The 13,755-nt window shown below is 33.3% G+C and carries 13 protein-coding genes; 7 read left to right on the top strand and 6 right to left on the bottom strand.

Annotation, left to right across the window (positions count from 1 at the left end; translation table 11 throughout):
- Window positions 1–20: 20 nt before the first annotated feature.
- From FF52_RS02135 to FF52_RS02120, 4 genes are all read left to right on the top strand, one after another.
- The gene (locus tag FF52_RS02135; RefSeq protein ID WP_008462544.1) at window positions 21–1,271 is read left to right on the top strand and encodes a dihydroorotase; all 1,251 of its coding nucleotides are present in this window, start codon (window positions 21–23) and stop codon (window positions 1,269–1,271) included.
- Window positions 1,272–1,275: 4 nt separating this feature from the next.
- Window positions 1,276–1,602, top strand: a complete 327-nt coding sequence (locus FF52_RS02130; protein WP_008462543.1) for a membrane protein — start codon at window positions 1,276–1,278, stop codon at window positions 1,600–1,602.
- Window positions 1,603–1,739: 137 nt separating this feature from the next.
- Window positions 1,740–2,384 carry an alpha/beta hydrolase gene (locus FF52_RS02125; RefSeq protein ID WP_008462542.1) on the top strand — a complete coding sequence of 215 codons (645 nt, stop codon included), beginning with the start codon at window positions 1,740–1,742 and terminating at the stop codon, window positions 2,382–2,384.
- 122 nt (window positions 2,385–2,506) lie between these two features.
- Window positions 2,507–3,001, top strand: a complete 495-nt coding sequence (locus tag FF52_RS02120; RefSeq protein ID WP_008462541.1) for a cysteine hydrolase family protein — start codon at window positions 2,507–2,509, stop codon at window positions 2,999–3,001.
- 95 nt (window positions 3,002–3,096) lie between these two features.
- Here FF52_RS02120 and FF52_RS02115 read toward each other — a convergent pair whose 3' ends face one another.
- From FF52_RS02115 to FF52_RS02105, 3 genes are read right to left on the bottom strand one after another with little or no spacing between them, the layout of a single operon-like run.
- Complete coding sequence (locus FF52_RS02115) at window positions 3,097–3,525, bottom strand: hypothetical protein (protein WP_237718512.1); 429 nt, start codon at window positions 3,523–3,525, stop codon at window positions 3,097–3,099.
- Between the two features lie 44 nt (window positions 3,526–3,569).
- On the bottom strand, window positions 3,570–4,073 hold the full coding sequence (locus tag FF52_RS02110; protein ID WP_035690590.1) for a hypothetical protein: 504 nt from the start codon (window positions 4,071–4,073) through the stop codon (window positions 3,570–3,572).
- A 12-nt stretch (window positions 4,074–4,085) separates the two neighbouring features.
- Window positions 4,086–4,850 carry an MBL fold metallo-hydrolase gene (locus FF52_RS02105; RefSeq protein WP_008462538.1) on the bottom strand — a complete coding sequence of 255 codons (765 nt, stop codon included), beginning with the start codon at window positions 4,848–4,850 and terminating at the stop codon, window positions 4,086–4,088.
- A gap of 89 nt (window positions 4,851–4,939) precedes the next feature.
- On the opposite strand from FF52_RS02105, the gene FF52_RS02100 reads away from it, so the two are divergent.
- Window positions 4,940–6,400, top strand: a complete 1,461-nt coding sequence (locus FF52_RS02100) for a TonB-dependent receptor (RefSeq protein WP_008462537.1) — start codon at window positions 4,940–4,942, stop codon at window positions 6,398–6,400.
- A gap of 91 nt (window positions 6,401–6,491) precedes the next feature.
- Here FF52_RS02100 and bcp read toward each other — a convergent pair whose 3' ends face one another.
- Window positions 6,492–6,944, bottom strand: a complete 453-nt coding sequence (bcp, locus tag FF52_RS02095) for a thioredoxin-dependent thiol peroxidase (protein ID WP_008462536.1) — start codon at window positions 6,942–6,944, stop codon at window positions 6,492–6,494.
- Between the two features lie 292 nt (window positions 6,945–7,236).
- Between bcp and FF52_RS02090 the strand changes: the two genes are divergently transcribed.
- Window positions 7,237–7,899, top strand: coding sequence for an endonuclease III domain-containing protein (locus tag FF52_RS02090; RefSeq protein WP_008462535.1), 663 nt, complete (start codon window positions 7,237–7,239; stop codon window positions 7,897–7,899).
- A 63-nt stretch (window positions 7,900–7,962) separates the two neighbouring features.
- Here FF52_RS02090 and FF52_RS02085 read toward each other — a convergent pair whose 3' ends face one another.
- Window positions 7,963–9,027, bottom strand: coding sequence for a tetratricopeptide repeat protein (locus FF52_RS02085; RefSeq protein WP_008462534.1), 1,065 nt, complete (start codon window positions 9,025–9,027; stop codon window positions 7,963–7,965).
- A gap of 749 nt (window positions 9,028–9,776) precedes the next feature.
- Window positions 9,777–10,361 carry an RNA polymerase sigma factor gene (locus FF52_RS02080; protein ID WP_008462532.1) on the bottom strand — a complete coding sequence of 195 codons (585 nt, stop codon included), beginning with the start codon at window positions 10,359–10,361 and terminating at the stop codon, window positions 9,777–9,779.
- A gap of 522 nt (window positions 10,362–10,883) precedes the next feature.
- Here FF52_RS02080 and uvrA point away from each other — a divergent pair.
- Window positions 10,884–13,679 (top strand): excinuclease ABC subunit UvrA, encoded by a 2,796-nt coding sequence (gene uvrA / locus FF52_RS02075; RefSeq protein WP_008462531.1) that lies wholly within the window; start codon window positions 10,884–10,886, stop codon window positions 13,677–13,679.
- Window positions 13,680–13,755: the final 76 nt, after the last annotated feature.

Here is a 13,755-nt window from a genome sequence, read left to right as displayed (position 1 = left end):
ACGACAAAAAATATCTACATATGAAACTAATCATCAAAAGCGCCAAAATTATCGACTCAAAAAGTCCGTTTCACAATCAGACCGTTGATCTTTTAATTGCAGATGGTGTAATAGAAAAAATAGGCGTTTCACTTCCAAACGATGACGCAGAAGTGGTACGATTTGATAATCTTCATGTTTCTCAAGGATGGTTTGACAGCAGTGTCTCGTTGGGAGAGCCTGGTTACGAAGACAGAGAAACCATTGCAAACGGGTTGAATGTTGCTGCCAAAAGCGGTTTTACGGCAATTGCATTACAGCCAAATTCGTTACCAATTATTGACAATCAATCTCAGGTAAATTTTGTAAAAAGCAAAGCAAATGGTTCTGCTACAGAAATTTTCCCGATTGGAGCTTTAACAAAAGCCAGTGAAGGAAAAGATATGGCAGAGCTTTTTGATATGAAAAATTCTGGAGCAATCGCTTTTGGAGATTATAACAAAAGTATTGACAATGCTAACATTCTAAAAATTGCTTTGCAATATGTACAAGATTTTGACGGATTGGTAATTGCTTACTCTCAAGACCCAAATATTAAAGGAAATGGTGTGGCAAACGAAGGAATTGTTTCAACAAGATTAGGTTTGAAAGGAATTCCAAATTTAGCTGAAGAACTGCAAATTTCAAGAAACTTATTTTTATTGGAATATACTGGTGGAAAACTTCACATTCCGACTATTTCTACAGCAAAATCGGTTGAATTAATTAGAGAAGCTAAAGCAAAAGGCTTAAACGTTACTGCAAGTGTTTCGGTGCATCATTTGGTTTTAACGGATGAAAAACTGGACGGATTTGACACTCGTTTTAAAGTGACGCCTCCATTAAGAACTGAGGTTGACCGACAAGCTTTACTAAACGGAATAGCTGACGGAACTATCGACATGATTACTTCAGATCACAATCCGATTGATATCGAATTCAAGAAAATGGAGTTTGATACTGCCAAAAATGGAACTATCGGATTAGAAAGTGCTTTTGGTGCTTTATTAACGGTTTTACCAGCAGAAACAATCGTAAAAAAATTAACTGCTGCGAGAAATGTTTTTGGTCTTGAAGATCTTACAATCAAAGAAGGTGCAAAAGCAAACTTAACTTTGTTTACAACAGAAGGAAAATCAACTTTTACGAAAGAAAACATCCTTTCAAAATCAAAAAATTCTGCTTTTTTAGGAACTGAACTTAAAGGTTCTGTTTACGGGATTTTCAATCAAAATCAATTAGTTACAAAATAATAAAATGAATAATTCAGTCGAAGAAGGAAAACCAATTGCTATAACTAGCTATATTCTAATTATTGGTGTTTTAATTGCCATGAGCATGAATTCTGAGAACAAAAATAGTTTTGCTTCTTTTCATATCCGCCAATCTTTAGGATTATCTTTAACCTTTATTTCTCTAGGTGCAATCATTAGTAATTTCGATAGTTTCTTCATTACTTTCCCAATGTGGATCTGCATTTCAATTTTATGGACTTTCGGTATTTTTAACGCCATTCAAGGACAAATGAGACCTATTCCTTTAGTTGGAAATTTATTTCAAAAATGGTTTAAAAAAATTGGTTAATTTTTAAATTTCCAATTTTTAAGTACCAAATTCCAAACTAAAAACGTCAAAACTTTGACAAAGTTAAGAACTGAAAACCGCGACTGAGACTGAGACCAAAAATTTACAATTCACAACTTACAATTCATAATTAAAAAATGAATCTATCTTTAGAATATAAAATAAGAGAACCAAAAGTAATTTTAGATAAAAATCCTTTATTGCTTTTATTGCACGGATACGGCAGCAACGAAGCCGATTTATTCTCTTTTGCTTCTGAACTTCCAGATAATTATTACATTATTTCTGCAAGAGCCCCTTACGATTTACAATATGGCGCTTATGCTTGGTATGCCATCAACTTTGATGCAGATCAAAATAAATTTTCAGATAACGAACAAGCCAAAACTTCAAGAGATTTAATTGCAAATTTTATTGATGAATTAGTGGCAAATTATCCTATTGATGCCAACAATGTTACTTTAATCGGCTTCAGTCAAGGCTCTATTTTAAGTTATGCAACGGCGCTTTCTTATCCTGAAAAAATTCAGAGAGTTGTCGCAATGAGCGGTTATTTCAACGAAGAAATCATCAAAGAAGGTTTTGAAAACAATGATTTCAAAAACTTAAAATTCTTCGCTTCACACGGAACTGTAGATCAAGTTATTCCAATTGAATGGGCAAGAAAAACACCTGCCGCTTTAGAAAAACTTAATATTCCGCTTACGTACAAGGAATATCCTGTTGGACATGGAGTTGCTCCTCAGAATTTCTTTGATTTCAAGAATTGGTTGATTAATTAGTACTCAGTCACAGTTTTAAGTCGCAGTTTACTCTAAATTCTTTATAAAATGAACACCAAAAAACTTGATAATCCTGCATTAATTTTAATTGATATTCAAAAAGGCTTTCATGATATTACCTATTGGGCGGCGACCGTAATAATGTTACAGCAGAAGAAAAAGCTGGCGAACTTCTGGAAATTTGGAGAAACAAAAAATTGCCTATTTTTCACATACAGCATTGTTCTTCAAATCCAAATTCGATTTTAAACGAAACAAACCCGGGAAATGAATTTCAAGATGTGGTAAAACCTCTTGAAGGAGAAATCATTATTAAAAAGAATGTCAACAGTGCTTTTATTGGAACTAATTTAAAAGAGCTTATTGATAATGCCGAAATAACTAATCTTGTTATTGTGGGTTTAACTACAGACCACTGTGTTTCTACCACGACAAGAATGGCTGGAAATTTCGGTTACAATGTTTACTTGGTTTCTGATGCAACGGCAACTTTCAATAAAAAAGGCTTAAACGGAGAAGAATTCTCTGCCGAATTAATACATCAGACTGCTTTAGCAAGTTTAAATGAAGAATTTGCCCAAGTCGTCGATTCTGAATTTATTAAAGAGATTATTTAGTATTCAGTCGCAGTCGCAGTCCCAGTTTTCAATCTAACTATAAAAAAAACTTTGTCAAAGTTCTAACTGAAAACCGAGACTGCGACTGTAAACTTTTATTCTCCAGTATAAAGAATCTTCTCTCCTTTTTTCAGAACATAACCTTTCCACGGAATCAACTGCCAGTCGCCGTTAATCCAAGAATCACCTTCTGATTTTCTTTCTAAAATGATGGATTCTTTTTGAGTATCTAGGAAAAGCTCTGCTTTATTTCCTTCAAAAATTACATAGGAAACGGTAGAATATGCTTTTCCATCTTCAGCATGATTTAGTCTTGTGCTGTTTTCAAAAACTCTAATACATTCTTTTTTCAAAACCGACCAAGTATAGCCTGCCGAAGCTTTGCATCCATGAGAGTCGGAATCTCCTCCAACGACAGCTTCCTTTTCAGGTTCTTTTGGAGTTGTGCTTGCATTTTCTTGAGAAACTTTTTTTCCGCAAGAAATTGCACTTGCCATAATCAAAAACAAAAACATCTTTTTCATAATCCTATTTATTTAAAAGTCAAAAAAAATAGGATTATAAAATCCTATTTTTGATATAACCAAGTTTGATTTACTTCAAAGGTAATATTATCATCATTATCAACAAAGTATTTTAACAAGACTTCTCCCCATAATTCTCCGTTACTGTAATCTGCAATGATCCATCTATGGTTTAAAATTTTTACTTTATTAATGATAAATTTGTTTGGCCCAATCTGATCTTGTCCCGTGTAAGGATTCCCTTTTGGATTAGAATTAAAGTCCAATAACTTTTCTGTCACAACCGGAATCAGTTTTTCGTATAAAATTACTTTTCCTCCAGAAGCGCTGTTATCGAAGTAGTTTTGCGCATTTTCGTTGTGTTCTAAAGAAAAATAATCTGCTTCTGCCAATTTATTTTTCATCAAACTAATGCTGTCTCTTAACTTCTTAGTGGTTTTATCATATCGCTCTTGTCCAAATTTCACTTCTCCGCTATAAAACGAATACGTAAAAACATTCATCAAAATGGCAAGAATAAAAAGATAAAGCATTAAAGATTTTTTCATTGGGTGGTATAATTAAATTGTAATTTCTAAATTGTCGTAAGCCAGAAAAACATTTTCAGGAAGCTGTTTCTGAACTTCCTCATGAAAACCTAAAACATGGCTGATATGGGTTAAATAAGCTCTTTCAGGTTTAACCAAATTAATAAAATCGAGTGCTTCTTGAAGATTAAAATGAGTATCGTGAGGTTCAACACGCAACGCATTTACAACCAGAACTTTTATTCCTTTCAGCTTCTCAACTTCAGCTTGTTCAATTGTTTTTACATCGGTCAAATAGGCAAAATCTTCTATTCGATAACCAAAAACCTGAAGATCGCCATGCATAGCGTTTATCGGAATTGCCATTTTATCTCCAACGGCAAAAGATGTATTATTTTGCACTTCGATTGTTTTTACGCTTGGAGCTCCTGGATATTTATTTACAGTCTCAAAAACATAATCGAAACGACGTCTTAGATTATCTAAAACGCGTTTATGTCCGTAAATCGGAATTTCTCCTTGTCTGAAATTAAACGGACGAATATCATCTAAACCAGCAGTGTGATCAGAATGTTCGTGGGTAAAAAGAATTGCATCGAGCTTTCGGCACCCGCATGAAAGCATCTGCTGTCGGAAATCAGGACCGCAATCTATCACATACGAATGCTCCTCCCATGTTATCCAAATGGACACACGAAGCCTTTTATCCTTAGCATCAGTGCTTTTACAAACTGGATGATCGATTCCGATAATTGGAATGCCTTGAGAAGTGCCTGTACCTAAAAAATAAACCTTCAATTGAACTTAATTTTTTTACAAAAATAGATTATTTCTCTTTCATTAGACTGCTAATTTACTAACTTTGTAACAAATCTATTTAAAACAAAATGGGTACAGAAATAAAACTCAAAGGTGACAAGGTCATCGAACAGATTCCTTCTATAAAAGACAAAGCGTTACGCATTAATTTAAACGAAAATATTTACGGAACATTTGCTGAGATTGGCGCTGGACAGGAAACTGTTAGACACTTTTTCAGATCGGGAGGTTCGTCGGGAACTATTGCAAAAGCCATGTCTGCCTATGATAAAGATTTCAGTGATGCTGTTTATGGAGCTGAAAGCGACGGAAGATATGTTACCGAAGAGCGATTAAAAAAAATGCTTACCCATGAAGGACAAATCATCGAAGAGCGTTTAAGCCGAGAAAAACACCCAACAAAACTTTTTTTCAGTTATGCCAATACCGTTGCGACAATAGATTTTGCTAAACAATTTAAAGGTCACGGATGGGTTGGAATTCGATACCAAATTGAACCAGACGAAGCTTATAACGAAATTATTCTTCACATTCGTTTTAAAGAAACTGATGCTAGATTACAGCAAGAAACACTTGGTATTTTAGGAGTTAACTTAATTTACGGTGCTTTTTACAAATACAACGATCCAAAACGATTACTTCGTTACTTATACGATCACTTAGATAAAGATCAATTAGAGATCGATACCATTAACTTTTCTGGACCGCGTTTTGCCGATGTAGACAATCGTCTGATGAGTTTGCAATTGGTTAAAAACGGAATGACAGATGCTGTAATGTTTAACCCAGAGGGGAAAAACATTCTGCCGGCTGCTATCTTATACAAAAAGAATCTTTTGGCTTTAAGAGGAAGTTTCCGTCCTGTTACGAAAGTAAACATGGATATGTATGAGAAATCATTAAAAATGTTCCTTGAAGAAAATAAGGTTGAAAAAAACAATACGCTTGTTATTTTTGAAATCACACTTTCGAATTTACGTTCTGATGGTGAAATTGACGAACGTGACTTTATGGACAGAGCCGAATTACTTTGCTCTCTTGGCCAAACGGTTATGATTTCAAATTTCCAAGAATACTATAAAGTCGTAGAATACTTCGCCAATTATACTAAAGCCCGTATGGGATTGGCAATGGGTGTAAACAACCTTGTCGATATTTTTGACGAGAAATACTATCGCCACTTAAGCGGAGGAATATTAGAAGCTTTTGGAAAATTATTCTACCGCGATATGAAAGTTTTCTTATACCCAATGTTAGATGAAGATGGAACTTTAATGAATTCAAATAACTTAAAAGTTCATCCGAGAATGAAAGAATTGTACAAATTCTTTAAATTCAACGGAAAAGTGGTTGATATTGAAGATTACGATCCAAATATCTTAGATGTATTCTCTAGAGAAGTTTTAAAAATGATCAACCAAGGCAAAAAAGGATGGGAACCAATGCTTCCTTCCGGTATTGCAGAATTAATCAAGGAACATCATCTTTTTGGATACCATCCACAGAAAGAATTAGAACAAAATACGTAATATAAAAGTCCCTTATCGGGACTTTTTTTTTAGTTTTCAGTCTCAGTTTTCAGTCACAGTGAGCACTGAAAACTGAGACTGCGACTTAAAACTATTTCAAAATCTGAGAAGCATGTTCTTTTGTTTTTACATTCTCAAGTACTTCTTCGATAGTTCCTTTTTCGTCGATTACAAAAGTAGTTCTGTGAATCCCGTCGTATTCTTTTCCCATAAATTTCTTCGGTCCCCAAACTCCAAAAGCATTGATAACCGATTTGTCTTCATCTGCGATTAACGGGAAAGGCAATTCGTATTTTTCTTTGAATTTTACTTGCGCTTTTGCACTGTCAGCGCTTACTCCTAAAAGTTCGTAATTATTGGCTTGAAAACGGTGAAAATTATCTCTTAAATCGCAAGCCTCGGCTGTGCATCCTGGCGTACTTGCTTTTGGATAAAAGAAAACAACTAATTTTTTACCTGCATAATCTACCAGTTTATGTGTTTTTCCGTCTTGATCTGTTCCCGAAAAGTTTGGCGCTTTATCTCCTGCTTTTAGTGTTGTCATATATTTTTATTTTAGATTGTTGATTTTAGATATTAGATTAAAAAACAAAGATAACTGATAACTATTTACCGAGCTAATAACTCATAACTCATAATTCATAACTTATTTGCCCCAGATTGAAGTGAAAACCCCGGAATTATGATAGCTTACATTTTTTGTATTTAAAAAGCGACCGAAGGAAGCTCTTTTAAATACTTAAAAATGTTGCTAGCATAATGAGGAGTTGAAACGGAAAGCTGGATTAGGCACATCATTAAAATTATACTATTTTTACAGCATTAAAAATACGGAAATGAATAAAGAAGCTCGCGTACAATTTGTTATCGACACCTTAAAAGAACTCTACCCTACTATACCTGTTCCGCTTGACCATAAAGACCCTTACACGCTTTTAATTGCAGTTTTATTATCTGCTCAATGCACAGATGTTCGCGTGAATCAGATTACGCCACTTTTGTTCGCTAAAGCTGATAATCCGTACGATATGGTCAAAATGTCTATTGAGGAAATCAAAGAAATTATACGCCCATGCGGTTTGTCTCCAATGAAATCAAAAGGAATTCATGGTTTATCTGAAATTTTGATTGAAAAACATAATGGAGAGGTTCCGCAAAGTTTTGAAGCCCTAGAAGCTTTACCTGCAGTTGGTCATAAAACGGCAAGTGTTGTCATGTCACAAGCCTTTGGTGTTCCAGCTTTTCCTGTAGACACACATATTCATAGATTGATGTACCGATGGAATTTATCTAATGGAAAAAATGTTGCGCAGACCGAAAAAGATGCGAAGAGATTATTCCCGAGAGAATTATGGAACGACTTACATTTGCAGATTATTTGGTACGGCCGAGAATATTCTCCTGCGCGCGGATGGAATTTAGAGAAAGATATCATCACGAGAACTGTCGGAAAAAAATCTCTAATTGAAGAATTGCAAAAAACAGCATCAAAAAAATAAGGCACAAAGATAAAAATCTCTGCACCTTTGTTACTTTGCAACTTTGTGCCTTTTAACAGGAAACTACATTCCCGCTTTCAAGGCATTATATTCTGCTGTCATATCAAGCGATCTGTAAACACCTAACAGCGTTTTTGTTGCATCTTGATTTTTTGGTTCAAGCGTAAGCACTTTTTTCAGATACGGAATTGCACTTCTTGTGATGTCGTCTTTTCTGGCATTCAGCTTATCATACTTCTGCATCTCAGCTGGCGAAGTTCCCAGTGATGAAATTTCATCGGCTAAATCTTTCTTTATTTGCAATTTCAAATAAGCCAAATTGATATAAGCATCTATATAATTCGGATCTAATTCTAAAACATAATTATAAATGGATTCCGCTTTCGAATAATCCTTTTTCTCAAGATATGCATAAGCCAAATTGTTGTTCACTTCTATTTTTTTAGAAGGCACAGATTCTGTTCTTGGCTTTTCATAAAGACCTTGCTGTATAGCCGATTCTCGAGCTTTTGGCGAAATGAAAACATCTTCTTCCTTTGTTTTCTTATTTGTAGCGTAATACAAAACACCTTTTCCTGAATAATTAATCTTTTTTAGAAGCTCATAATAAGTCACAGCGGCATTGTAATCTTTTGCATTAATAGAAGAAGAGGCCGCATTGTACAAGTTTAAAGTATCTTTCTTGTCGAATAAATATACCTTATAACTTTTCTCGGCACTTTCTTTATATTTTCCAGCATTAAAATCTGCCATAGCTCCATTTACAAGACTGGCTTTCATGTCTTTTAAAGCCATATTAGCTTTAACAGTCCATTTAAATTTTCCTGATTCGTTCTCGTACAAAAATACATCTTGATATGATTGCGATGCCAATGTAAAATTATTTGCTGCATCTATATTTTTTACAGCCAAATCTTTTAAAACGTTCCCTTTTAAGAAGTAGTAATCAGATTTGTCTTCATCAGATGCGTTAAGAATAAGATATTCTGTCTTAGTTAAAATCGCTAAAGCTTCCTGGCTATTTCCTTTATCAAATAAAGACTGTGCTTCCTTAATTTTGTCTTTTTGGGCAAATGCGCCAATACTTATCATCAATAAGCATGACAACACTTTAATGTTCTCTTTCATTTTGCGGTTAAGTTTTGGTGATTAAATGATTTTCTTAGTTTGTTTTGAGGTACAGTAATAAGAGATAATTAAACTGGATTGAAAATTACCTTTATTACTATTTTATGAGAAACATTTGCTGGTCCAAATTGTCACTCAATAATCAAATGGGCATCAAACTTAACAAAATAAAGCAGGGTAGTTTTTCTTCATAAACAATCTGTTTTGGGGTTAAATATTTAATTCTTAATGTATTGTTTTTCTAATTTTTAACTTAAACTGAATTTTCAATGCGAATAATCCTTTACAAAAGCATTTATACCGAATAAAAAATTAGTTTTTTAACTAAAATAGAATTAAAAATAAAACAAACACATAAAATCCAATCAAAATATTAAATTTTAACAAATTAAGGAGAAAAATGCTGTAAAACCTTATACTTTTTTTACACAAAAAAAAAATTAAAACAAAAAAAACTCACTACTTGTATATAGAATATACAAACAGTGAGCTCTTAAACCAAAACGACCATTTGGTTTGTTTTTTTATAAACATCCGACAGGAGCAGTGGGCTGTTTAGTTAGCTATAATCTCAAAATTTTTATCGTCGATCTTAACAACAGTCAAGGCTTTCGAGTAATTCAATAAAAAAGAAACGACTTCTTTTTTAGGTTTAAGATTTTTAGAAGCTAGTGCTTTTTTTGAGTAAATTTTCCCCATACTATCAAAATGTTTTATACTAGTATAACGGGCTAATTATCAAAATAGTATTAGTTGGTTAAAATAATTTGATGTTTATCTATTATTTTTCTCAAATTCATCAGTGCATAACGCATTCTTCCAAGCGCCGTATTGATGCTTACGCCAGTTACTTCTGAGATTTCCTTAAAACTCATATCTTGGTACATACGCATTACAAGCACCTCTTTTTGATCTTCTGGAAGTTCTTGGATTAGTTTTTTTAAATCAAGTTCTACTTGATCTACAATCATTTTGCCTTCAATTGTAAGCGCATCATCTGACATAATAGAGAAGATAGAAAATTCTTCTGTTTCTCTGTACATTGGCATCTTCTTAGTTTTTCTAAAATGATCCACGATTAGGTTATGAGAAATACGCATTACCCAAGGCAAAAATTTACCTTCTTCGTTATACGAATTGCTTTTTAAAGTTTTAATTACTTTAATAAATGTGTCTTGAAAAATATCATTTGAAATATCTCTATCAGCGATCTTAGAATATATAAAACCATATATCTTAGATTCGTGCCTTTTTATTAATGTTGCCAGCGCAGCTTCGCTACCGTCAACATAACTTTTTACTAATAGAGCGTCTGGAGTATGCAGATCAGCCATAATAACTACTTTTTTAGTTTTATTTTAAAATTTGGAGTATTTTCTAAAAAGTAGTTTTTTTATATAGGCGTATCTTTTTTGGTTATGTTAATATTGTGACCAAATTTAACAAATTTTACTTTTAAAAAGCAAATAAAATCATTAATTATTATTAGTAAAACTTTTATTAATGTATAATAAACATAAAATTTACGTAAAAAGAGCTAAAAATCCGTAAAACAAAAGCGCTCAAAAAGTGTTAAAAAACAAACGTAAATACCTTACAATTAACAAAATAAAGTTTAATCACTGCACTAAATTCAAATTTAAATTACAATTTTTCCTGAAATAAATCGACAAATTCTCGATAATTTTCTAAAAAAGACTTTAAACTACATCTTTTCGTATTTGAAAAACAGATTTTTTTTGGCAAAAGATTTCATTGGAAAGCATTTTATTATGATAAAATAGTTAAGATTTGGAACTAAATCCTTAACTAAATCCAATTCAAAATTGATTACTTTTGTAAAAATTGACTTTTTTATGCAAATTGACCTTTCTAAAATAGATCCAAAATCAAATATTATAATTAAAGGAGCACAAGTACATAATCTAAAAAATGTAGATGTTGTTATTCCAAGAAATAAACTGGTTGTCATTACAGGTCTTTCAGGATCAGGGAAATCGAGTTTAGCTTTCGACACTTTATATGCCGAAGGACAAAGACGATACGTAGAAAGTTTATCTTCTTATGCTCGTCAGTTTTTAGGTCGTTTAGACAAACCTAAAGTAGAATATATTAAAGGTATTGCTCCTGCAATTGCTATTGAGCAAAAAGTAAATACTACCAATGCCCGTTCGACTGTTGGGACTTCTACAGAAATATACGACTACATCAAACTTTTGTTTGCTAGAATCGGACGCACATACTCTCCTATCTCTGGACAGGAAGTCAAAAAAAATACGGTAACGGATGTTATTTCTGATGTCAAAAGCCTTCCTCTAGACAGCAGATGGCTTCTCCTTGCTCCTATTCATTTAGAAGAAGGAAGACAGCTTGAAGATAAACTAAAAGTACTTTTACAGCAAGGTTTTGCCCGTATTTTGGTTGATAATGAAATGATTCGTTTAGATGAATTTTCAGCCTCAGATTTACATCAATTTGACAATAAAGATATTTTATTGATTATTGATCGTATTGTTGTAAAGGAAGAAGAAGAATTTTACAATCGTCTGGCCGATGCAGTTCAGACTGCTTTTTTTGAGGGAAAAGGAATTTGTTTTCTTCAGGAATTAAACGGTGAGAAGAGATTTTCTTATTCAAATAATTTTGAACTTGACGGAATAACTTTTCTTGAGCCAAACGTTCATTTATTCAGTTTCAACAATCCATATGGAGCCTGTCCTGTTTGTGAAGGTTACGGAAACATCATAGGAATTGATGCTGATCTGGTTGTTCCAAACACTTCTTTATCAGTTTACGAAAGTGCTATTTATCCGTGGCGTGGTGAAAGCATGAGCTGGTATAAAGATGAATTGGTAAAACATGCTTATAAATTTGACTTCCCAATTCATAAACCCTATTTTCAATTAACTGAAGAACAAAAGGATTTAATTTGGACGGGAAATCAATATTTTCAAGGTCTGAATGATTTCTTCAGGGAATTGGAAGAAAAAAATTATAAGATTCAAAATCGTGTAATGCTATCACGCTATCGTGGTAAAACGAAATGTCATGCGTGTAAAGGCAAACGCTTGCGCGAAGAAGCCTCTTATGTAAAAATCAACGGTAAAACGGTTTCTGATCTGGTTGATTTACCAATTAAACATTTGGTAACTTTCTTCAAAAACATAGAATTAAATCAATACGAACAGCAGATTGCAAAACGATTAATGATTGAAATTAATAATCGTTTGTCTTTTTTATCTGAAGTTGGTTTAGATTACCTTACTCTAAATAGAAATTCTGCAACTCTTTCTGGAGGGGAATCACAGCGAATTAATCTGGCAACTTCTCTTGGAAGCAGCTTGGTTGGATCGATGTATATTCTCGACGAACCAAGTATTGGTCTGCATCCTAAAGATTCTGAAAGATTAATCAAAGTATTGCTTTCTCTTCGTGATCTTGGCAACACTGTAATTGTGGTTGAACATGACGAAGACATTATGAAAGCGGCCGATATGATTATTGATATTGGCCCCGAAGCTGGAACTTTTGGAGGAAAATTGGTTGCTCAAGGAACTTATGACGAAATTTTAAAGTCAGATTCTTTGACTGCAAAATATTTAAATGGCGATTTAGAGATTTCTGTTCCGAAAAGAAGAAGAAAATACAAAAATCATATAGATATCATCGGTGCACGCGAAAACAACTTAAAAAATATTGATGTCACTTTTCCTTTAGATGTTCTAACGGTTGTTACAGGTGTTTCTGGAAGTGGGAAAAGTACCTTAATAAAGAAAATTTTGTTTCCAGCCGTACAGAAAAAACTAGAAAGCGCTGCCGAAAAAGCAGGACAATTTTCTGAGATTTCAGGATCATTTTCTCAGATTAAGCATATTGAATACGTAGATCAAAATCCGATTGGAAGAAGCTCTAGATCAAACCCTGTAACGTATATCAAAGCGTATGATGATATTCGTGATTTGTATGCCAAAGAAAAATTGTCAAAGATAAGAGGTTATCAGGCCAAACATTTCTCTTTTAATGTTGACGGAGGTCGATGCGAAACTTGTAAAGGAGAAGGCTCTATAAATGTCGAAATGGTTTTCATGGCCGATGTTTCATTGCCTTGTGAAACTTGTGGAGGAAAACGATTTAAAAAAGAAATTTTAGAAGTAACTTTTGACAATCAAAATATCAATGATATTCTTACCATGACGATTGATGATGCGATTGCTTTTTTCGAAAAAAATAAGCAGTCCAAAATCACTCAAAAACTACAGCCTTTACAAGATGTCGGTTTAGGATATGCTCAATTAGGGCAATCTTCTTCTACTCTTTCTGGTGGAGAAGCACAGCGTATTAAATTGGCTTCTTTTCTAGTAAAAGGCGCCACAAAAGAAAAAGCATTATTTGTTTTTGACGAACCTACCACGGGTCTTCACTTTCATGACATTAAAAAGCTTTTGGCTTCGTTTGATGCTTTAATAGAAAAAGGACATTCGATAATTGTAATTGAACATAATCTGGATCTTATTAAATGTGCGGACTGGATACTTGATTTAGGACCAGAAGGAGGAGAAAACGGAGGGCACTTGCTTGCATCTGGAACTCCAGAAGATATTGTAAAAGTAAAAGAATCTGTAACAGGAGTTTATTTAAAAGACAAATTGTAACATATACCTTTTTCAATAACAAAAGCCATAAATACAATTGATTAGTTTGTATTTATGGCTTTATAATTTATTTCTC

It is taken from the genome of Flavobacterium sp. F52, from assembly GCF_000278705.1.
Taxonomy (GTDB): Bacteria; Bacteroidota; Bacteroidia; order Flavobacteriales; family Flavobacteriaceae; genus Flavobacterium; species Flavobacterium anhuiense.
Note: the sequence above shows the minus strand (reverse complement) of the source record. Positions and strands in the feature narration are given on the sequence as shown.